Raw genomic sequence first — 20,400 nt, 5'->3', positions numbered from 1 at the left:
TGAGCGGAGGATAGAAATGACACCAAATTTATTTTTAATTGAAATGTATCCAACAGTATCTTTTAGTAATGAAGAGGTGTTAGGTCGTATTTTAGATGTTTTTGAGTCAGATGAAAAGCTTGTTCCTACCCACTGGGGAAATGATGAACGGGTTAAGGTCGAGTATAATCGAAATGAAATTATTGAGAAAGTTACAGAAGGAAGAATAACAGAAATTCATCTTCATCGAGATAAGTCTATCAAATATTCTGGTTATTTTCATGTAAATCTCAGTAATCGATCATTTTTATATTTTAATTTCCATAAATCCCTTTCTAAAAAGCATTGGTCGATGGTTTTTGAGATATCTGACAAAATATCAAATATTGCAAAACCTCGTTACGGAATTACAAATATATTTTGGCCAACAGCATATCCTTGGAATACTGAAAATGAACGTAATCAAATATGGATGAATTTGTGTTCACAACCAGTACCAGTGGAGTTTCTGCAGAACGGTCCTTTGGGGGTAGGATCTCGAACTTATTTTAGTAATAATATTCTTGAACTGTTTGGAAGAGAGTATTTGAAAAATTCACCTGGTCATGTATCTGAGTTTGATTGGGAAGGAATTTGTATGGATGTAATTGAGAAGCCATGGGAAGCTGATTCTAGTGAATTACTTAACAGGTGGTTGCAAGTAATGAAGTATTTAGAAACCTCTGGCGCGATAGCTGTTCCGAAATTTTCCAATAATCGGATGGGCGCAACGTTTAGTCCTAGCGCCGCTTGGCAAAACTATCTCAATAGGTAAAGTGCAGATGGGATGTGGTTAAAGTGACAGGGCAACAGGACCGAAGTAATGTCTTGAAAATATTGAATAGTTATAAAATAAACAAGGAAGTTATTTCTGGACTAGAGATGAGCGGTGTAGATTTATCTTATACTGACTTATCTGAGGTAATGGGAGACTGTATTCAGGCGGTAAGAGTAAATCTTAGAGCATCATCATTAATAAGAGCTTCCTTTCTTGATTGTGATTTTGAACAAACTGATTTCAGCAACAGTAACTTAGAGAAGATAGATATGGGAGATTGTGTTCTAAATGGAGCGAACCTTTATAAAGCTATTTTAAAAGGAGCCAAGATTAATATAAGTATGTGCAGAGGAACTTGCTTTGATGAAGTTGACTTTTCTGGTGGGGAAGTAATTGGATCATCGTTTAGTAACTCATCATTTAAAAACGCGAATTTATCCAGAATAAATGCTCAACAAGCAAGTTTTTCTAATGCAGATCTTACAGGTGCAACCCTCACAGAAGGGAATTTCGAAGAAGCAGATTTTAGAAATACCATGCTTGATGGTGTAGTTTGGACTGGTGCTTTAATAGATGGGGCTATATTTGATGAAGGAGTCATTGAAGTAGTCAAAAGTAAACTTTAGATATACATGCCGAACAAAAATCACTACGTGTCTACTCTCATAAAACATCATAATGATTGAAGGATGATAGTTGGTGAAACCGACTATCATCTTTTTACTCTCCACAATAAAGGATGGATTTACAACCAATTAGAATGGAGATTTATCGAAGTGAAAATTAATGATGCGGTTTTCGGTGAGCTTGAATATGATTATGTGTGGAGTAGAAATGCTACCATTGAACTTTGTGGAAAAGAAGCCGATATTGCTTTAATGGTAGACGGTGAAGACGATGGTGAATTTAGTGGAAATCAGTATGCCTCGTTTCATTCTCTAGTAGAAAACTGGGGACACCTTCAACAAAGTATTTTGCAACCAATTTTAGATGATTACCAACAAAAACGGTTTGAGCTTGGATATGATGGTTCATACAATGAGAATTATCCCTTAATCGACACCATCGACGAACTTCTAAAAAATATCCGGCTAGTAGGGATTTATGTACCTTCTGCGAGACGCTTTGAAGGCAGATATATCGGACTAACGTTTGACTGTAAATGGGACGTGGAAAATGGGGTTGGTATACGTCTAATAGATGAAGAAGTCGCTAAGGTAGGATACCAAGATGTTGCCCTTTAAAGTTTTATTAGGTTTGCTAAGTATAGATAAAGAAAACCCTCTATAAATTAGGGGCCTGTTGACCTTGGTTGGCTCTAAGTCTATCAAGGTTTCCTATTGGGGGTCATGAATTAGTCTCCACATAGTGCCAGAATAAAGAAATAGATTAACCTTAAGGAGAATATAATGCTAAACCCTAAAAAATTAGAAATGGCGTATAAAAGATACGAAAAAAACTTTGTTGATGGGATCAAATTTGAGGATATCAAAGAAGAATATGAAGATGGCAAAAGTGAAATTATCAATGTCGTTGAGTTGAATGCCGTAGAGAAAGATCATATTTTATTAATACTTCTTGACTCAATTTCCTCCTATTATCTCTCAGGTTGGAAGAACGACGTGTTGATTAATGGTGGGAAAGAAACAGAACAATTAAAAAAAATGCAAATGGTCGTGTTTTATCAATGTATGGCGCAAGAGCTTTATAAGATCCGTTATCCTAAGATGAGAGTAAGATACTCTTTTAGAGAAGTCGTCACAGCTTTAATTCACTTCACGATGTTTGGTTGGGAAAAAGAAGAAAACATATTGTTTGACTTTATTGTTGTGCACCTCGGTGGAAATGTGATGGGGGCTAACGAGTGGAACAAACATACCTGGTTTTTACTGGAGTTATATTTGCAGTATAAAAATATAGCCCTTATGGGAACCAATCAAAAAGTACATCTAGCTGTAAAAGAAGAATTTGAAGAAGATGGATTGCGATGCGATTTAATACCTGAAGACCTGGATGTTTATCAGGAGGTATTGGAGCGGTGGTCGGCTCCTGATCTTGAAGAAATTGAGACATTGATTAATAAAATGACTTTATTTCATTCAACACTAGCTTCAGAATTGGGACAGTCCATAGAATTTGGGGACTTTGTATATGCCTTCTACCCATATGAGATTTTGTTCCTTATTTTTGTAAGAAATAAGATGGGCTTATCGGTCCCCGAGCATTTTGACAATCTATTAATGAATACGCCGGAAGCAAAAATGGACATTAAAGATCCCGAACCCTACCCGGAGTGGGACCCTTTACTGCGTCTTATCGACAACTTCTATCGCAAGAACTATCCCGAATATATTCCCAATAAACACGGGGAATTGTTCCAATAATTTTTACGGAGGATATCAGCATGTCGGATGAACATATCGTGCGACTCATATTTGATGATAGGAAAGATGTAGAAGCGATTTTAGGTGACCCAGAAATTTTTGATATCCACGAGGGTCTATTAAAATATGGACTGTCTACGAAGCAATTTCTCTATCTTGATTATAAAGGTGAGCATGATCGCGAGATCGTGAATTACATTTTAGATTATGAGTTTGCTCGTAACATTGAATTAGCTTCACAAGAAGAACTTGAGGAGCTTGGAGAGTTTGAATATGAATTGTTACCTGACAAGATAAAGGAAGCTAATAAAATCATATCGAAAAGGGGATACGGGTTATTTTGCTATCCGACCTCTGGTGACTTTTATGCACTTTTCATTGCCAAGCTAGAGAATAAAACTAAATTGCTGCAAGTAGATCTGCTGCATGATGAAAGAATTCCTTCAAAAGAAAGATATGTACAGTATTATTTCTAAGATGAGGAACGTTGTCGCGATTTAAAAAAGGTACATCTCCCGGAGGGAGAATGTACCTTTTTTTCGCAGCCTTGCTTTCGGGAAAGATGTATGGATTTACACGATCTCCTTTTTCCTAAAGATTAATAATCGAACCGGCTCGTAATATAAGCCGAGACATGCCACTGTTGGGTTGTGTCGTAGAACTTGAAATAGCTGCCGACCGGCTGGCTCAATCCGTAAGCGGTTCCGGCAACGGAGGACGCGACCAGGGTAGAGTTTTTGTAAATGTCGAATTTGCCTATAATCTCATCGTTTGTGCTGGAGCCGAACGATACGAGCCGGAACTCATACTGGCTGCCGTTGGCTTGAACGATTGCGTTGAAAAAACCGCTGTCACCCGATGACAGGGGCTGATTCGTCCAACTGATGATGACATTCCCCGCTTTTGCTTTGTAAGCGGTACCGTTATCTACCACCTGAATAGGCTTCGTCGACCAGATGCTGTGTACACTCGTTACCGGCGCCGCGGCCGCTCCGCTGATCATCAGCGTTAACGACAGCAGGGCGGCTGTCATTAAGCCGAGTACCCATTTTTTTACGTTCATTAACTCATCTCCTCTGTTTTTAGTTGGATTTAAATCAGGCTGCGTTTACACTATATGGGGATAAGGGGGGCGGTATTCTACGGAGAGGCATTTCTTGGTCTCAAATAGAGAATTAATTTTTCGGAGGCATTTTCGCTGATTAAAGGGAGGCGGCCGCTATGCCAGGAGGGTTATCCCGCGATGCCGGACACCGGACAGATAGTCAGTCAGAAGCGGATGGATGGCGGCGGGGCCGGGCTTCCGCATCCGTTCCTCTGCTCGGGTAAACCAAATTGTAAAAAGGTATATCCTCCTCAAGACGGGGGATATACCTTTTCTGTTTACGTACGGAGGGCCGATTATCTTATTTAAGCCCTGTCCGAAGGGATGAGTTTATGGAAAGAGTGCGGGAACGAATGGAATCGAAAGCTGACCCGGCTAGTTCATGCTGATGTTGACGGTCTCCTCACCCGCGTTGACATAGTTCACGCTGACTTGGGTGGAGTTCGGATAGGTGCAGTAGCCGCCCGTATCTGACGCAAGCCATTGATGATTGCTGGTCGAGCTGGTGCCGATCATAGAATTCGACCATTTGACGTTTTTCAGGTAGGTGCCGGTGTTGTAAGGCTTAGAGGCGTTGCTCGCGATGGCCGTGATTCGTTTGAGCTCGTTGCCGGCACCGCTTTTTTTCCAGCCGGACGCATTGGTTACAACGGTGTAGTTGTCCGCCGTATTCGTGTCATACCGGATACCTGCGGCATATAGAGCGACTTGTCCGTCTGCCGGTACGTAGAATTTGAACGTAAGATTTTGTCCGGCCTTGAAGCGGAACGAGTTGTTATGGTAGTAGACACCGCCGGTAAAGATCGAGTGGGCCCAGTTGTTGTACGTTTTGCTGTACTGGAATCCGGCATCGACTTCGGAGGCTCCGTTGCTGGCGTGTCCACCCGTATAAATGTAAGGAGTATCGTTGGAAGAAGCGTTGTTCACGTAGACTTCATTGTTGGTGCTGGAAGGCAGGTATACATTGCCGGACCACCAAGAGTAACCGGGATTCGAGAAAACGCGTCTGTACGGGCCGCCCGCTTCTCCGCAGGCATAACCCGCCAGCGGGGTAACGGAGGCGCTCTTGTTCAGTGTCGGCGAGTCGGTGTTTTTCGGCAGGGAGAAGGTTTCATGACTGCTGACGGTTACGGTATTCTCTTCCGATACCGCTACTTTGCCGAAGACATCTTTCAACTCTGTTTTGTTAGCATGAATTTGCCCGCTGTCGTCGATGTAAATGACATTTTCACGCTCTTCTTTGGGAAGGTTTTTCATGACGTCGATCATGAGCTGACGCTCCTGACCGGTAATTCCGGCGGCGACTTCTTTCTCCAGCTCCCGGTTATTGGACGAAGCGGACACAGGGGCGAGAGAGACTACAAGGGACAGCAGAGTGAGACTGGAAGCGAGAGCGGTCTTCATTTTCTTCAAACGGCACACATCCTTTATAGTTTTTTGGGTTCTTACAAAAAAAGCTTATCACTTCTTGAAAAAATGTAAATAATTTCATCTATTTAATTAAAAAGTTATAATCAAGTTACCAAGAAATGTAATCAAATTACCAGAGAATGGGCGTTTGTTTTGCTCGTTCCGACCTGATCACCATGCAAAAAAACCGCAAGCGGCGGGGGCCGTTGCGGCTTCTGTTTATGCGGGACTATCCGTTCGGCTGCTGCCGGCTTTGCTTCCTAAGCTCGGAAGGCGTAAGTCCGTACGTTTTTTTGAACGTTTTGCTGAAATGGGAGTAATCGGAGAAGCCGACCTGATAGGCGGCGTCCGTCGTCGGACAATCCGTATGCTCCAGGAGGTCTCTGGCTTTGTCCATCCGCAACCGGATGAGGTACTTCACGAAGTTCACGTTCGTCTCCTCCTTGAACATGCGGCTCAGATACGCATCGGACATGCCGATGGCCTCCGCCACCACGCTCAGCGAGAGATCTTCGCGGGCAAAGTGCTCCTGCATGTACTGCATCGCCCTGTGGATGTTCTGCCGGGACCCGAGGTTGCGGGTCCCTTTGATTTCGCGGATCATGGCGCTCAAGGCTTGGCGCAGGGCCTCCCCGAGATCCGCCGCACGGGCCGGCCATTCGCGGCTTGCGTAGGGGCGGGCAAACCGGAAATCCCGTTTGCCCAGCTCCGTCTCCAGCATGCCCGTGAAATGCTGGGCAAACTGCGGAGGGCTGAGCTCGACCGGGCCCGAGCTCATGTAATGCCGGAGCGCCTCCCCGGCCAGAAGCTGCGCTTTGTCCTCGCAGGCGGCCCAGAGCTGCTCGATCAGCTCCCCGATCAGCCCCTGCAGCGTCAGCAGCCAATCATGCTGCCGGGACAGCTTCGTCTCGCTGCGGGCGAGCTGATCGTACACCCGCCCGAGGGCTTCGCGGAACTGGTCGGGATCGACGGGCTTCAGCAGAAAATCCGAGACACCGAAGCGGATCGCCTGCCGGGCGTACTCGAAATCGCTGTAGCCCGACAAAATAATGAACTGGGTCCGTTCATTCCGCTTTTTCGCCGCTTCGATGAAAGAGAGCCCGTCCAGCTCCGGCATGCGGATATCCGTCAGGACGATATCCGGGGAACAGCTCCCGAGCAGCCGGAGCGCTTCCTCTCCGTCCTCCGCTTCGCCCGCGATGACAATGTCCAGCCCGGACGTTTCCACCATTTTGCGGACGCTCAAATGGATCATGTATTCGTCATCGACAATCATCATCCGGTACATGGCAAGACCTCCTCATTATTTGGTATAGGGCAGACGGATCTCGAAACAAGTTCCGGCGCCGGGAGAGGATGAGAGGAGGAAGACTCCGTATTCCTTCCCGAACGTCAGCCGGATGCGCTGGTGCACATTGAGCAGGCCGATTCCGCCTTGGCGGACGTCGCCGTCCGGCGGAGCTTCGCGCGGACCTACCAGAGCAGCGCCGCCCGGTTCCGGATACGCCGGCCCCTCCCCGGTGACCCCGGCAAGCAGCAGCGAGGTCAGCCTCCCGGCCGTCTCCGCGCTCATGCCCCTGCCGCGGTCGGATATTTCGACGGCGTAGTACGTTTCGCGGGGCTTGCCGATAATGCCGATATACGTGGGCTTTTTGTCGCGGTACCCGTGAATGAACGCGTTTTCCACCAGGGGCTGCAGCGTCAGCCGGACGGTCGAGACGGTATGGAGCCACGGTTCTTCGACGTCAATCTCCACCTGGAGATTGCGGAAGCGGGAAGTCTGGATTTCCAGATAGGAGCGGATATGCGCCGTTTCCTCGCCGAGCGACACGAGAGGTCCGGCGTTCCCCGTGTTGTAGCGGAAAATATGCGCCAGGGCCGCCGTCATTTTGCTGATGCTGCGGTTGTTTTCGAGAATGGCATGAGAATTGATAATTTCCAGCGAATTGTACAGAAAATGCGGATTGATATGCGCTTGCATGGATTGCAGAGCCGATTCCTTCTGCTTGATAATGAGCTCCTGCTCTTTCAGTTTGGAAGAATGAACTTCCCTGACAAGCCGGTTCAGTTCACTGACCATCTTGGAAAAGCTGCGGAACACGAGCCCGATCTCATCCTTGCGCTCCCGCGTCGAGGTGAGCCGGACGTTAAAATCTCCGTTTTCGACCTTCGCCATCAATCTTTGCAGATAGGTCAGAGAACGCGTGATGGAGAGCGAATAGCCGCCTACGATTGAAAGCGCGATCATGAACAGCAGCAGCGCGGCGGCAAGAGAGATGTTCCGCAAGCGGATCATATTCCCGATAATGGTCTCCATCGGAATGTTGGCCCCGACGATCCAATCGGTCACCCGGGAGGTTTCATAAATGACGATTTCCTCTCCCTGAGGCGTATCCATCCGGAAGGAAGCGGAAGCGGGTTCCCCTCCCTGAAACTGATTCAACTGCTCCCCGGAAATGCGCGTACCGATTTTCCAGGCGTCGGGATGGTAGACCAGCTCTCCGCCTGCGGAGGCGATCCAGGCATTGAAGCTCCCCTGCGATTCGTCTTTGCATATATTTTCGATCTGCTGCAGGTTAAGGTCGACGATCAGAAGTCCCCCGTACAAATAGGTCGAGCTGCTGTGCAGCTTCCGGGCAACGGTCAGAACGGGACTGGAGCCGACTCTGTTTAAGCCGAGCACCTCGAAATTGTCGAGGGTGTCCAGCTGCTTCAGCAGTTCGACGTTGCGGCTGCGGATCGTGTTCATATCCAGGATTTCTTTCGCCTTGCTGAAATCGTTAATCTGCAGGTTGTTTTTGCCGACCAGGGAAATACCGACAATATCGGAGCGTCCGTAAATCATTTGCGCGAACAGATCGTTTTCGACTTTTTCCGTAAGCTGGAAGTAGGGGTAAGCGGAAGGCAGAGCGGACGCCAGAAACTGCTGGGTCAATGGACTGGTTACAATGGGGTAGGTGGAGTTTTCCAGGTTGGAGATGTACAAGTCCAGGTTTTTACCGGTTTGTTCGATAAAGCGCCGGTTCGTTTCGATGGCGGACTGCTCGATCGTACGGGTGGAGGATTCGTACCAGAGCCACCCCATAACCAGGACGGGCAGAGCGATGAAGAAAATGATCAGAATAAACAGCCGCCGGTGGATCGAAATGATTTTGCGATGGGAATTCCGGGTCTTCATCGTCACACTCCTCTTCCGTTCTTCATAGTCCAAGTTAAAAATAGTGTAGCAAAAAAACACCAATTGTAAATAAAAAACCATGCGGCGCCGCTTTTTCATCTCGTATACTACAACTACACATTGAAAACGCTTTATTTTTATCGGTTCGTTAAAAAGCGCCCGCGGGTAAGGGGAAAAACGGCGTTACGCCTGCCGGGCCGCAAAACAAACATGAATCCGACAAGGAGGATGATCCCGTGACATCCGTATGGAACGGCTGGAAAAAAGGTTCTCTTCTCGCACTGGTTCTTCTGCTCGGTTTAATGACGTTTCCGGTGTCCAGGGGGAATGCGGCTTCGCTGCTGACGATCGACTCCCACAGGGACGGAGGCCGGCTGGAGGTCGGGACGGTAAGAATCGGCGGCTCTTATGCGGGAGCTTACGAGGTCGAGCTGGTGATCAACGGTCAAAAAGTGGCCGATGCGCATATAGACGATCCCGACGGCGATGATGCGGGTACCTGGTATTATGACCTGGATACGACCGCATACGACGGGGAAGTCGAGCTGATCGCCAGGGCGAAGGACACGGCGACCCGGTACAACGCCTGGTCGGCCTACACCCGCCTGACGGTGCATAATCCGGCCGCAGGCGTGCCTCAGGTAACAATTACGAGTCCCGCGGATCGCGACAAGGTGAGCGGCACTGCCGACGTAACGGTGAATGTTTACGGCGCGAGTCCGGTTAAATCCGTGGAGGTGCGCATAAACGGCGGGAACTGGAAGCGGGCCGAGAAGAAGGGAAGCGGCTATTCCTACAAATGGGAGACGAAGAAAACGGGAAGCCGCACGAACAGCATCGAGGCCCGGGCGACCGATGTACGGGGCCATACGGGCCGGAGCCTGACGACCTACGTTCAGACGGGCGGAGGGGGAGGAACGAAGCCGGTCACCGTGCTGCCCCGCCAGGACCGTTCCATGTGGATCTGGGAGAACGCGTCCTACAACCTCATCCAGACGCAGGGCTCCCGCAAAGTACTCGATGCGATGGCGAAGGATACGAAGACGTTCGGGCAGGACCCCGTTACGACGCTTTATCTCGGGGTCGACAAATTAGGGGACACGGACATGCTGGAGGACGAGAGGCCCAAGGTTCGGGATTTCGTGCGATGGGCTCATGCCCAAGGATACCGCGTACAGGCGCTGATAGCGGGAGGGACGGTTCCGCCGTACTTCGGAACTTATCCGCGATACAGGGAAGCGGCGCTCCGGGAATTCGAGAAAGTGCTGAACTACAACCTGGCTTCCGAAGCCGGAGAACAGTTTGACGGAGTGAACGTGGATACGGAGCCGTATTCGCTGCCGGATTTTAAAACGGGCTACCCGGACGTCCAGATCCAGTATCTCGATATGCTGGCCGCGCTGATGGAGCGCAAAGACGCGTCGGGCTTGTCCCTGCCGGTCGGCCCCGCCATCCCGAGATGGTACGATTCGTCGGACACGGCGAAAAGTATTACGTGGAACGGTTCCACGAAATGGCTTTCCGAACACATCCAGGATACGGCGGATTATATCGCGATCATGGATTACCGGGACCAGGCCGACGGCAGTGTCGGCATCATCCAGCAGGCGCAGGGAGAGATGGATTACGCGAACAAAATCGGAAAGCCGAACTCCGTCATCCTCGGCGTAGAGACCAAAGACATCGCGGACGGAGGCGATCCGGAAACGATCTCCTTCAGCGAAGAAGGGCGCTCCTATATGGAGCGGGAGCTGGATAAAGTGTATGCCGCGTTCGAGGGGAACGCCGCATTCGGCGGAATCGCGCTGCATCACTACGATACGCTGCGCGGGCTGCCTTCCGCCTGGGGTCCCGGCGCCCGCTTCTGGCAGCCGCCGGCCGACAACCGGCCTCCTTCCGGAGTGAAAGGCAAGCCACAAGCGGCGGCTTTCGACTACCAGCGGATCGATCTGGCCTACGGCCGGGCTTCCGATAACATGGAAGTCGAGGGCTACAAGATCTACCGGAGCACCGTGCGGGGCTTCAAGCCTACGCGGGAGCTTCTGGCCGGTACGGCACGCGGGCTGGCGTTCAAGGACGGCGGGCTCCTGCCGGACACGGTGTACTACTACCGTGTAGCGGCTTTCGATGCGGCGGGGAACGAAGGCCCGGCCTCGCCGGAAGTATCCGCGAAGACGGGCGTCACGGACCTGAAGCCGATGATCGTGGACGGCATGCAGGTGACATATGACGGCACGAGAGCCACCGTCCGGCTGAAAACGGCCGACATGCGGACGGGCGGGCCCGTCGCGGCCGCGGTCCACGGGCGGTTCACCCGGATGGGCGGCAAGTACGTGGACGGCCGGTCCGCCGGCGACGGGACTTTCGCCGCGGTGTCGGAGCTTGTGCAGGCGGCGTCCGGCGAGATCGGCTTCGCCCCGCGGCGGGTGATGGCGGGCGGCTATTACTGGGCGCATGCCTACGACAAGCCCCGGGAAGCTTCGGCCGTCTGGGGCGGTGCGCAGGAGTAGGGGCGGGCATTCCAAGCTTCCGGCGTTAAGCGGCGTGCGCGAATCGCAGGTGTGCGTTGCGGCACTCTTCGGCGGCCTGCCGGACCCCGAAGGCCGGTTAAGCCGGTGAACCGCATCTGCGAGGGCAGCGGACTTCATGAGAAATGGTTTCAACGCGCGAATGTCGCAGCACCGCGCGAGGCTTCCGGCCCGCGGTGCTGCGACAATCGACGGTGGTCAACCACCGAATGAGCAACTTCATTTTGAAGAGATAAGGGGCTGAACAGAGAGATGAGAAGAAAAACATGGACGACGGTACTCCTATCGGCATTGACACTGGCCGTGGTGGGCGCCGGCTGCTCGAAAGGGACGACGGAAACGACGGGTACGGGCGGCGGTCCCAAAGACAACGGCGGCAAGCCGGTCGAAATCCTGCTCGGCTATTATTCCGACGGGAAGTCGGACGCGAAGATGAAAGAACTGATCGATAAGTTTATGAAGAAGCACCCGGATATTAAAGTAAACACCCAGAGCGCGCCTTACGGGCAGTTTTACCAGAAGCTCGATACGCAGATCGCGGCCGGCCAGGCGCCTGACGTGTGGCTCTCGGACGGGGTTTACGTCATGAAGTATGCCGAGCGGGGCGCGGTTAAAGACCTCACCGAATGGATCGGCAAAGATTTGAAGAAGGACGACTACTACGGGCTGGATTTCAACAAAGACGCCAAAGGGAAGTACTGGGCCGTGCCGCAGGGCATTCAGGTGGGAGCGCTTTTCTACAACAAGGACTTGTTCGACAAAGCCGGTGTTGCCTATCCCGATGAGAATTGGACATGGGAAGACGTGAAGAAGAATGCGGCGCTGCTTACGCTTGACGCCAAGGGCAAGAAGGCGGACGAATCCGGCTTCGATCCGAAGAACGTCAACCAGTTCGGGCTGACCTTCTTCAGCATTACGGAAGGCTGGTTCTCCGTGATGAAGTCTTACGGGGGCGGCGTCCTGGACGAAACGGCCCAGAAATCCATCATCAACACCCCGCAGAACAAGCAGGCGTTCGAGTGGATGGTGGACGGCATGAAGAGAGGCATTATTACCGACCCCGTGGATCTGAAAAGCTTCCAGAGCTCCATGGCGGTATTCCCGAGCGGCTCCGCGGCGATGCGCATCGGCATCTACGCCCGTGTGCTGGCCGCCAACGAAGCGAAGCTGAACTACGATGTGACGCTGCTGCCCAAAGGACCTGACGGCAAGCGGGTGTCGCCGGTCATCGCGAACTCCTGGGTCGTGAACCAGAAGTCGGCGGACGCGAAGGCGCAGGCGGCTTGGGAATGGATCAAATATTGGGCCACGGAGGACGACGTCCAGAAGGAATGGGCGGCGCTCGGCGAAGCGATTCCGGTGAAGAAATCCGTCGCGAATTCCGACGTGTTCCTGAAAGCGGGCGAGAAGCCGGCTAACCGGAAAGCATTTCTTCAAAGCCTGGAATTCGCCAAGACGCTCGACAACAACGCCGTGTGGGAAGAGTGGGTCGGCAAGTTCAACGAGAACGCCCAGCGGGCTTTCCTCGGAGACGCTCCGATAGACGCCGCGCTGGCGGATGCCGATAAGGCGGTGCAGAAGGTGCTGGATGATTTTTATAAGAAGTAAACCGCAATTTACGGAAGGGAGGGCGGGCTTTCTATGAACGACACCGTGAACGGCAAAGCCTATGCGAAAGCTCAGACCCCGGCAAGAAAGCTCAAACCGCTTGATCAGGAGGGGAAATGGGGACTGCTGCTCGTCTCCCCCTACCTGCTTCACTTTATCGTGTTCGTCGCCGGACCTCTTATCGCTTCGCTCTATTTCAGCTTCTCTCAGTACGACATGATGAACCCGCCCAAATGGACGGGGCTGGACAACTACGGGCGGCTGTTCGGGGACGCCCTCTTCTGGAAATCGCTGTGGAACACGCTGTATTTCGCGGTTCTGTTCGTTCCGGCCCAGACGATTCTGGCGCTGGTCCTGGCTGTTGTGCTGAACCAGAAGCTGAAAGGGCTGAAGCTGTTCCGCATGGCCCATTTCATTCCCGTGATTTCATCGTGGACGGTCATTTTGTACGTATCGGACGCCATCTTCAATCCCCGTTTCGGCTTCGCCAACTCGATTCTGGCTTTGCTGGGAATCGATCCGCAGCGCTGGCTGCAGGACGGGAAGCTCGTGATCCCGCTGCTGGTTCTGATTGCCGTCTGGAAGGGGATCGGCTACATCATGGTCATTTATCTGGCCGGTCTGCAGAGCGTGCCCCAAGATTTGTACGAGGCGGCCGAAATAGACGGAGCGGGTACGCTGCGCAAATTTCTGTCGATTACGTTTCCGCTCATCTCCTCGACCACGTTCCTGGTCGTCATTCTGAGTACGATCAGCACGTTCCAGGCTTTCGAGCAGGTGTACGTTCTGACGGGGGGCGGCGATATCAGTTCCGCGGGCGGCCCGAACAATTCGAGCCTAGTCCTGATGCTGTATTTGTACCGTGAGGGCTTCACCTTCATGCGGATGGGCTATGCCTCGGCTATCGCCTGGGTGCTGTTTATGATCTTGTTTACACTTACTCTGATTCAAATGAAGGTGCAGAAAAAATGGGTCCACTACGATTGACCGTATCGTCCGGGATGGACTTTAGCGCGGTTCCGCCGCCGGAAAGGAGAACCCTGTATGAAACATAAAAGGCTGCCGACGATTCTCCGCTATACGGCCATTATCTTGTCGTCGCTGGTGATGATCGTCCCGTTTGCGACGGCCCTGATGAACTCGCTCAAAACGTATAAGGAGTACACGACCGTACCTCCGAAATGGATACCGGAAGTTTTCCAGTGGTCGAATTACGCGGAAGTGCTGAAGCTCGGCAATATCGGCGGATACACGCTGAACAGCTTTACCGTTGCCCTCTTATCGGTGTTCGGGGCGCTGCTTTCGTGCTCCATGGTCGGCTATGCGTTCGCCAGACTCCGGTTTCCGCTGAAGAACGCCCTGTTCGTCATGGTGCTCGGAACGATGATGATCCCGCCGGTCGTCATCATTATCCCGCATTTTATTATTTTCAATAAGCTGCACCTGCTTGATACTTTGACGCCTCTATGGGTCATAGAATGGCTCGCGCAGCCGTTCGGTATTTTCCTGATGAGACAGGCGTTCATGAACATTCCGAAGGAGTACGAGGAGTCCGCGAAACTGGAGGGCTGCAACCCGATCCAGGTGTACTGGCGGATCTTCATGCCGATGGCGAGGCCGACCCTGGCTACGCTGGCGATCTTTACGTTTATGGGCAAATGGAACGAAATTTTGACGCCGGTCATTTATTTGACCTCGAACGATAAGTTTACGCTTCCGATCGGGATTCTTTCCCTCGGGGGCCAGTGGTTCGGCAACGAGCAGTTGATGGTTGCGGCCGCTCTGCTCAGTCTGGTGCCGATTCTGATTGTTTTCCTGTTCGCGGAAAAGTATTTCGTGCAGAACCACAGTGCCTCGGGCATTAAATGAAAGGAGACGGCTCTCTTATGAAAATCGCGGCATTTAGCGGCGCTCTCATGGAGTACAGCATTCAGGAAGCGATGAAAATCACGGCGAATCTCGGTTTCGACGGGATTGAAATCGCGTGCCGGGAGCCCCATCTCTCGCCCCAGACTTCTCTGACGAGGGTGAAAGAGATCCGCAGGCTCGCCGATGAGCATGTACTGGATATCCCGGTGCTGGGCGGCTATATGGGACGGTTTTCCGAATCGGGCGATTCCGAATGCGCAGCCGCTTACGACGAGTTTCTCGGCTTGCTGGAGCGGGCGGATTATCTGGAAACGGACATGATCCGTATTTTTCCGGGAGGGCCCAACGCTTTCCTGGCTGCCGATTATCATTATGAGAAGGCGGCCCACTGGCTCAGAAAATGCGCGGAGGAAGCCCGCAGACACGAGAAGACGATCCTGCTGGAGATTCACAATGTGAGCCTGATCGAAACCGTGGAAAGCTCCCTCCGTCTGCTGGAGATGATCGGTGAAGACAATGTCGGGCTGATTCACGACGCGGGCAACATGTACATCAGCGACACCGATTTCGGCCGCGCTTCCGTGACGGTGCTGGGCAGCCGCCTGCAACATGTCCATGTGAAGGACGAGAAAAGAATCGCCGCAGCGGGCGGGCCGGGAACGGGAACGTTCCGCAACGTCACCCGCCTCGGAGAAGAGCATTTCCTCCAGTGCCGCCTGGGCGAAGGGGAAGTGGACCACCGCGAGCTCTTCCAGGCGCTGGGGGAGACGGGATACGGGGGCTGGGTGACGCTCGAATGCTTTGCCCCGTACCCGCCTCTGGAGCAGCTTGCCCATGACCGCGACGCGGTCCGGCAGCTGATCCGGGAGACGGTATTGGCCGCGGCACCCACGACGGTACCGACAACGACAGCATCGGCACCGACAACAGCACCGACATCGGCAAAGACAGCACCGGCAACAGCGCCGACAACAACAGCACCGGCACCGACAACAGCACCGGTATCGGCAAAGACAGCACCGGCAACAGCGCCGACAACAACGGCACCGGTATCCCCGAATGCATCTGCAGCGGCGCCGGCATCTCCATCCTCATCATCCGTGTCCGCACCCGGCGGCAGTTAGCCTACTATCGAAAGGGAAGTGACTTCTTATGACAACACCGGTTAAGGCGCAGCCAGTCCGGTTCGGCCTTATCGGATGCGGCATCATCGCCGACATCCATGCGAAGGGAATCCAAGAGACGCCGGAAGCGGAATTGACCGCGGTATATGACTTCGTTCCGGAGAACGCGGTCCGTTTCGGACAGACCTACTCGGCAGCGGTCTACGAGAGCATCGAAGAGATGCTCGCCCTCGACGATCTGGACGTGGTCTGCATCTGCACGCCGAGCGGGCTCCATGCCGGGCAGGCCGTGCAGGCCGCCAAAGCGGGCAAGCATGTCTTCGTCGAAAAGCCGATGGCCATTACCATGGCCGACCTCGACGAAATGATCCGGGTTAGCCGCGAGAACGGCGTGCTTCTCTCGACGGTATTTCCCCGCCGGATGTCCCCGGCGGCCCGTTATGCCCGGGAGCTGATCCGGGAGGGCCGGCTGGGCAAGCTCAGCCTATGCTCAGGCTATGTGAACATTTACCGCAGCCAGGATTACTACGACAGCGCGGGCTGGCGCGGCACCTGGGCGATGGACGGGGGCGGGGCCATGATGAATCAGGGAATTCATACGGTGGACCTCCTCCAGTGGCTGGCGGGCCCCGTCGCCTCCCTGTACGGCAAAGCCAAAGCCGTCCTGAGGGATATTGAAGTGGAGGATACCGCGGTATCGGTGCTTCAGTTCGAGAGCGGCGCGCTGGGCCTGCTCGAAATTACGACCACCGCGCACCTGGGGCCTGTGCACCGCGTCGAAATTCACGGGGAGAGGGGCTCCCTGGTGATCGAAGACGACGATATCGTGGCGCTTAAAATCGACGGTGAACCTGTGGAACTCCCGGAATTCGAACCGTTCAAGGTAATTCCCGACGGACACCGGATCCAGATCCGGGACATGGCTCTTGCAGTCCGGGAGGGCAGAGAGCCCCTCGTGCCCGGAACGGAGGGAAGGCATTCACTGGAGATCATACTGGGCACCTATGAATCCGCCCGGTCCGGCAGGGAAATCGCGTGCCAGGGCACTCCGGCCAGATAGCTTTATTATTTAGAAGAGACTCTTCATATCTGCTGTACGAGGTGGAAGAGGGGTCTCTTTTGTCTCTATGCCGCTCTGTCCGACAATACGTTTACGAAGAGCGAGAAAGCGTTCATGATCCAGCGCGGCGGCGGATCAGCGGATCTGCCGCTGTCAGCGTGAGGCCCGGCCCGGTATTTTGCCGGAAGCTTGATTCAGCACTAAGACACTTGAAATAAGGGAAAAGACTTTTAGAAGAGGATTAGGAACAAACAGAAATTTTGTTTGTCCTATCCTTTTTTTTGTGCGGCAAATGACAAGAAGGTTATATAAAAATAGAAGAATCGGATTTCATGAAATCAAAAACCTGACAGCAGCCATACACACTATTCCAACTATAACCGTAACGGATAGACTTTTCGTCCATAGGGCCGCAGCAAGAGTCGGTACGATAGCCGTGAGAACACTCCAGTCAATCGCCAGTAAGGATTCATCTTCCTTAATGAAACTCTCGACGATAAGCGCAGTAAAAATACAGACGGGAACATACGAAAGCCATTTGACTGCAACTTTCGGAAGATTAATATTTCTTATAACGATAAACGGGATAATTCTTGGAAGGAAGGTTACGGCGGTACACCCTAAAATGATGAATAAAAAGGAGATCTGAATACTCATTTGTCTTTTACCACCCCGATAGTTGCAGCAATAATCGTTGATAAAATGATGGCTACATAAGAAGGAACAAACATACATAGAACCAGCATTAATATAACGACATAAATAATTAAGGTTAAATAAAACTTCAACTTTCCATTGTTAATAGTTTGTAATTGCAAAACAAGCAGCGCCAAAAACATAGCGGTCAAAGAAAAATCTAAACCGAATACTTCGGGATTTGAAATCCATTTGCCGAAGAAAGCCCCCGCCATACAAGATAAAACCCAGAAGATATACGCGGTTACATTCAGTCCGTTCATCCATTGGACATTTATCGGTTCTCTTTTGGCAATCTTGTTCATGGCTACACCGAACGATTCATCCGTTACAAACGCTCCAACCCCGATATTTTTTAATAAAGAATATTTCGCAAAGCGGGGAGCCAACGCCATACTCAATAAAAAATTCCGCAGATTTACAACGAAAGTCGTAAATAGAATGACTGAAACAGGACTTCCCGAAACAAGTAATGCACAAATAATGAATTGAGACGCTCCGGCGTAAACCAATGCCGATAAAAGGGTAACTTCTAGTATACTTAGATTGGATGATACCCCGACAATGCCCATGGCAATTCCGATGCTGATATAGCCGAATAAAGTCGGAATGCAATCTTTTACGCCTTGGGAGAAGGTAGGGAGATTTTCTTCGGTAGTCATTTCATGAGCTAATTCGTGCATCATTTCCTCACCTTTTTGTATGTTATATTGTATATTTGTATGCTATATTAAACAAAAAAGAGAGTCAAGGAGATGTTTTATGGAGTTTATTCAGAAGGTTATCGCTCATAATCTTGCCCAGTTGAGAAAAAAAAGAGGATTGAGCCTAGACACCGTGGCGGAATTAACGGGAGTCAGTAAAGCGATGCTGGCTCAAATTGAAAACGGAAAATCGAATCCGACTGTCACCACTCTCTGGAAAATTGCCAACGGGCTGCACGTATCTTTTTCCGTTTTTTTAAAGGAAACGGATAAGCCGCAAATCGAAAAAATAAACATCAACCAGCTGAACCCCTTGATCGATGATGACGGAAATTATCTCGTGTATTCTATGTTCCCCTTTAATCCGGACAAAAAGTTTGAAGTTTTCACGGTAGACTTGAAACCGGGTTTTAGTCATGTTTCGGAAAAGCATCTAGGCGAGGAATATGTACTTATACAACGCGGTGTACTTACACTCGATGTTCAAGGGGAGAAGTTTGAATTAACCCCCGATGAAACGATTAAATTTAACGCGAATACCGAACATATTTATATCAATTCTACGGATGAACTGGTTAGATTTTATATTATTATCTCTTATCCCGATTAATAGCCTGGCACGAGTTCTTATATAGCCCTTTATTAAAAACGGGATTCATAATAAGCTACATAGGAATGGAAAATATCAACAACAGGTGAAGACACCGGAAAGGGAGAGACCGGGTTATGGAAGTACAGCCGCTGCTGCAAGTTGAGAAACTGGCTATGAAAAAAATGAAAATTTATAAGCAGAGCAAGCTCCGCTATTTATCCCGCTCCGCGCTGGCGAGCATGTTTATCGGATTCGGGGTGATCGTCGCCTTCAAGACGGGAAGCTTCTTCTATTTGGAGCATTCCCCGTTCACTTATCCGATGGCCGCGATCACTTTCGGTGCCGCGATCATTCTGATCTCGTACGGCGGCGGGGATCTTTTTACGGGAAATACGTTTTATTATACGTTTGCCGCATTAAGGCGGAAGCTCCGCTGGCCGGAGGTCATCCGGTTATGGCTGACAAGCTACGGAGGCAATGTTCTCGGAGCCGTGGCGTTCGCGCTGCTGATTCTGGCGACGGGGCTTTTCAGGGAGCACGACGTGAACGGATTCCTGCTGAGCGTAGCGGAAAAAAAGATGAACGCGCCTTCGTTTGAGCTTTTTTTTCGGGCGATTCTTTGTAACTGGCTCGTGTGTCTGGCCTTTTTTATTCCGATGTCGCTCAAAGGGGACGGGGCGAAGCTGTTCGCCATGATGCTGTTCGTCTTCTGTTTTTTTATTTCCGGTTACGAGCACAGCATTGCCAATATGTGTACGTTCGCGATTGCGCTGGTGGTCGAGCATCCAGACACGATTTCCTGGGGCGGGGTTCTCCATAATCTGATTCCGGTGACGTTCGGCAATCTTATCGGCGGCGGTATCCTAATGGCGGTTATGTACCATTACGTGAACAAGCCGTTTATGGACGAGCACGAAGAAGATTAGCCTGGAAAAAGAGCAGGGGGCTGCCGCCTTCATGCGAAGATTTATAGCGGGACCGGGGCTGATCACCGTCACGTGACGCCTTACCGCGGGCCTGGAGCAGACGCCTCACCGCAAGCTCGGGACGCGGCTGCCCCGGGGCTCTTGTGCGTCGGCCGTCCGTCCGGCGCTTTGCCGGGCTCATCCTGCCAAGCGGGATGAGCCTTTTTGGCGCGGCTGCCCCGGCTACGTCGGCCGCGCCGGCTGGCCCGCGTACCGGCAGCCTCGACTGCGCCGGAGAGCTTGCCCGCGACGGGCGTACGGGTCTCGCTCCCGCGGGCAGCAAAAAACCTCCTTAACCGGCTAAACGGTTAAGGAGGTTTAAGGTTTATTAAGCCGGATTGATATTCCCCGGCAGGAAATATCAATCCGGCGAATCGTGCG

At 51.5% G+C, this 20,400-nt stretch carries 19 protein-coding genes; 13 read left to right on the top strand and 6 right to left on the bottom strand.

All coding sequences use genetic code 11. The features are described 5' to 3' along the window. Nucleotides 1–16 precede the first annotated feature (16 nt). The 5 genes from AC58P5_RS24190 to AC58P5_RS24170 all read left to right on the top strand — a co-directional run bounded on the left by AC58P5_RS24190 (nt 17) and on the right by AC58P5_RS24170 (nt 3,656). A complete protein-coding gene (locus AC58P5_RS24190; RefSeq protein WP_497391169.1) occupies nt 17–793 on the top strand; it encodes a hypothetical protein in 777 nt (258 codons plus the stop codon). 53 nt (nt 794–846) lie between these two features. After that, nucleotides 847–1,422, top strand: a complete 576-nt coding sequence (locus tag AC58P5_RS24185; RefSeq protein ID WP_497391309.1) for a pentapeptide repeat-containing protein — start codon at nt 847–849, stop codon at nt 1,420–1,422. A 150-nt stretch (nt 1,423–1,572) separates the two neighbouring features. After that, nucleotides 1,573–2,040, top strand: a complete 468-nt coding sequence (locus tag AC58P5_RS24180) for a DUF6985 domain-containing protein (protein WP_497391167.1) — start codon at nt 1,573–1,575, stop codon at nt 2,038–2,040. 165 nt (nt 2,041–2,205) lie between these two features. After that, the gene (locus AC58P5_RS24175; protein WP_497391165.1) at nt 2,206–3,180 is read left to right on the top strand and encodes a hypothetical protein; all 975 of its coding nucleotides are present in this window, start codon (nt 2,206–2,208) and stop codon (nt 3,178–3,180) included. Nucleotides 3,181–3,200: 20 nt separating this feature from the next. Beyond that, nucleotides 3,201–3,656, top strand: a complete 456-nt coding sequence (locus tag AC58P5_RS24170; RefSeq protein ID WP_497391163.1) for a DUF6630 family protein — start codon at nt 3,201–3,203, stop codon at nt 3,654–3,656. Nucleotides 3,657–3,778: 122 nt separating this feature from the next. Here the strand turns inward: AC58P5_RS24170 and AC58P5_RS24165 are convergent, their stop codons facing one another. The 4 genes from AC58P5_RS24165 to AC58P5_RS24150 all read right to left on the bottom strand — a co-directional run bounded on the left by AC58P5_RS24165 (nt 3,779) and on the right by AC58P5_RS24150 (nt 8,873). Further along, on the bottom strand, nt 3,779–4,243 hold the full coding sequence (locus AC58P5_RS24165; RefSeq protein ID WP_497391161.1) for a hypothetical protein: 465 nt from the start codon (nt 4,241–4,243) through the stop codon (nt 3,779–3,781). Nucleotides 4,244–4,660: 417 nt separating this feature from the next. Further along, nucleotides 4,661–5,689 carry a hypothetical protein gene (locus AC58P5_RS24160; RefSeq protein WP_497391307.1) on the bottom strand — a complete coding sequence of 343 codons (1,029 nt, stop codon included), beginning with the start codon at nt 5,687–5,689 and terminating at the stop codon, nt 4,661–4,663. Between the two features lie 235 nt (nt 5,690–5,924). After that, nucleotides 5,925–6,983: a helix-turn-helix domain-containing protein gene (locus tag AC58P5_RS24155; protein WP_497391159.1), complete on the bottom strand. Its 1,059-nt coding sequence runs from the start codon at nt 6,981–6,983 to the stop codon at nt 5,925–5,927. A 15-nt stretch (nt 6,984–6,998) separates the two neighbouring features. After that, nucleotides 6,999–8,873, bottom strand: a complete 1,875-nt coding sequence (locus tag AC58P5_RS24150) for a cache domain-containing sensor histidine kinase (RefSeq protein WP_497391157.1) — start codon at nt 8,871–8,873, stop codon at nt 6,999–7,001. A gap of 236 nt (nt 8,874–9,109) precedes the next feature. On the opposite strand from AC58P5_RS24150, the gene AC58P5_RS24145 reads away from it, so the two are divergent. The 6 genes from AC58P5_RS24145 to AC58P5_RS24120 all read left to right on the top strand — a co-directional run bounded on the left by AC58P5_RS24145 (nt 9,110) and on the right by AC58P5_RS24120 (nt 17,062). After that, a complete protein-coding gene (locus tag AC58P5_RS24145) occupies nt 9,110–11,383 on the top strand; it encodes an Ig-like domain-containing protein (protein WP_497391155.1) in 2,274 nt (757 codons plus the stop codon). Nucleotides 11,384–11,653: 270 nt separating this feature from the next. Beyond that, entirely contained in the window at nt 11,654–13,009 is a 1,356-nt protein-coding gene (locus AC58P5_RS24140; RefSeq protein WP_497391153.1) for an ABC transporter substrate-binding protein, read from the top strand. A gap of 33 nt (nt 13,010–13,042) precedes the next feature. Beyond that, entirely contained in the window at nt 13,043–13,996 is a 954-nt protein-coding gene (locus AC58P5_RS24135) for a carbohydrate ABC transporter permease (RefSeq protein ID WP_497391151.1), read from the top strand. A gap of 57 nt (nt 13,997–14,053) precedes the next feature. Further along, on the top strand, nt 14,054–14,878 hold the full coding sequence (locus tag AC58P5_RS24130) for a carbohydrate ABC transporter permease (protein ID WP_497391149.1): 825 nt from the start codon (nt 14,054–14,056) through the stop codon (nt 14,876–14,878). Between the two features lie 17 nt (nt 14,879–14,895). Next, nucleotides 14,896–16,002 carry a sugar phosphate isomerase/epimerase family protein gene (locus AC58P5_RS24125; protein ID WP_497391147.1) on the top strand — a complete coding sequence of 369 codons (1,107 nt, stop codon included), beginning with the start codon at nt 14,896–14,898 and terminating at the stop codon, nt 16,000–16,002. A gap of 28 nt (nt 16,003–16,030) precedes the next feature. Continuing rightward, entirely contained in the window at nt 16,031–17,062 is a 1,032-nt protein-coding gene (locus AC58P5_RS24120) for a Gfo/Idh/MocA family protein (protein WP_497391145.1), read from the top strand. Nucleotides 17,063–17,392: 330 nt separating this feature from the next. Here the strand turns inward: AC58P5_RS24120 and AC58P5_RS24115 are convergent, their stop codons facing one another. Together AC58P5_RS24115 and AC58P5_RS24110 are read right to left on the bottom strand one after the other, a co-directional pair. After that, a complete protein-coding gene (locus AC58P5_RS24115) occupies nt 17,393–17,719 on the bottom strand; it encodes an AzlD domain-containing protein (RefSeq protein WP_497391143.1) in 327 nt (108 codons plus the stop codon). After that, nucleotides 17,716–18,441 carry an AzlC family ABC transporter permease gene (locus AC58P5_RS24110; RefSeq protein ID WP_497391305.1) on the bottom strand — a complete coding sequence of 242 codons (726 nt, stop codon included), beginning with the start codon at nt 18,439–18,441 and terminating at the stop codon, nt 17,716–17,718. The genes AC58P5_RS24115 and AC58P5_RS24110 overlap by 4 nt, the downstream gene beginning before the upstream one ends. Before the next feature lie 79 nt (nt 18,442–18,520). Here AC58P5_RS24110 and AC58P5_RS24105 point away from each other — a divergent pair, with 79 nt between their 5' ends. Beyond that, complete coding sequence (locus AC58P5_RS24105) at nt 18,521–19,072, top strand: helix-turn-helix domain-containing protein (protein ID WP_497391141.1); 552 nt, start codon at nt 18,521–18,523, stop codon at nt 19,070–19,072. A 116-nt stretch (nt 19,073–19,188) separates the two neighbouring features. After that, a complete protein-coding gene (locus tag AC58P5_RS24100; protein ID WP_497391139.1) occupies nt 19,189–19,980 on the top strand; it encodes a formate/nitrite transporter family protein in 792 nt (263 codons plus the stop codon). Nucleotides 19,981–20,400: the final 420 nt, after the last annotated feature.

This window comes from Paenibacillus sp. JT31N7, from assembly GCF_059692095.1.
Note: the sequence above shows the minus strand (reverse complement) of the source record. Positions and strands in the feature narration are given on the sequence as shown.

What these genes read in the sequence shown, in the direction of transcription:
- AC58P5_RS24190 (WP_497391169.1), top strand. Translation starts at nt 17, where the DNA reads ATGACACCAAATTTATTTTTAATTGAAATGTATCCAACAGTATCTTTT.
- AC58P5_RS24175 (WP_497391165.1), top strand. Translation starts at nt 2,206, where the DNA reads ATGCTAAACCCTAAAAAATTAGAAATGGCGTATAAAAGATACGAAAAA.
- AC58P5_RS24170 (WP_497391163.1), top strand. Translation starts at nt 3,201, where the DNA reads ATGTCGGATGAACATATCGTGCGACTCATATTTGATGATAGGAAAGAT.
- AC58P5_RS24165 (WP_497391161.1), bottom strand. Translation starts at nt 4,243, where the DNA reads ATGAACGTAAAAAAATGGGTACTCGGCTTAATGACAGCCGCCCTGCTG.
- AC58P5_RS24160 (WP_497391307.1), bottom strand. Translation starts at nt 5,689, where the DNA reads ATGAAGACCGCTCTCGCTTCCAGTCTCACTCTGCTGTCCCTTGTAGTC.
- AC58P5_RS24155 (WP_497391159.1), bottom strand. Translation starts at nt 6,983, where the DNA reads ATGTACCGGATGATGATTGTCGATGACGAATACATGATCCATTTGAGC.
- AC58P5_RS24150 (WP_497391157.1), bottom strand. Translation starts at nt 8,873, where the DNA reads ATGAAGACCCGGAATTCCCATCGCAAAATCATTTCGATCCACCGGCGG.
- AC58P5_RS24140 (WP_497391153.1), top strand. Translation starts at nt 11,654, where the DNA reads ATGAGAAGAAAAACATGGACGACGGTACTCCTATCGGCATTGACACTG.
- AC58P5_RS24135 (WP_497391151.1), top strand. Translation starts at nt 13,043, where the DNA reads ATGAACGACACCGTGAACGGCAAAGCCTATGCGAAAGCTCAGACCCCG.
- AC58P5_RS24130 (WP_497391149.1), top strand. Translation starts at nt 14,054, where the DNA reads ATGAAACATAAAAGGCTGCCGACGATTCTCCGCTATACGGCCATTATC.
- AC58P5_RS24125 (WP_497391147.1), top strand. Translation starts at nt 14,896, where the DNA reads ATGAAAATCGCGGCATTTAGCGGCGCTCTCATGGAGTACAGCATTCAG.
- AC58P5_RS24120 (WP_497391145.1), top strand. Translation starts at nt 16,031, where the DNA reads ATGACAACACCGGTTAAGGCGCAGCCAGTCCGGTTCGGCCTTATCGGA.
- AC58P5_RS24115 (WP_497391143.1), bottom strand. Translation starts at nt 17,719, where the DNA reads ATGAGTATTCAGATCTCCTTTTTATTCATCATTTTAGGGTGTACCGCC.
- AC58P5_RS24110 (WP_497391305.1), bottom strand. Translation starts at nt 18,441, where the DNA reads ATGCACGAATTAGCTCATGAAATGACTACCGAAGAAAATCTCCCTACC.
- AC58P5_RS24105 (WP_497391141.1), top strand. Translation starts at nt 18,521, where the DNA reads ATGGAGTTTATTCAGAAGGTTATCGCTCATAATCTTGCCCAGTTGAGA.
- AC58P5_RS24100 (WP_497391139.1), top strand. Translation starts at nt 19,189, where the DNA reads ATGGAAGTACAGCCGCTGCTGCAAGTTGAGAAACTGGCTATGAAAAAA.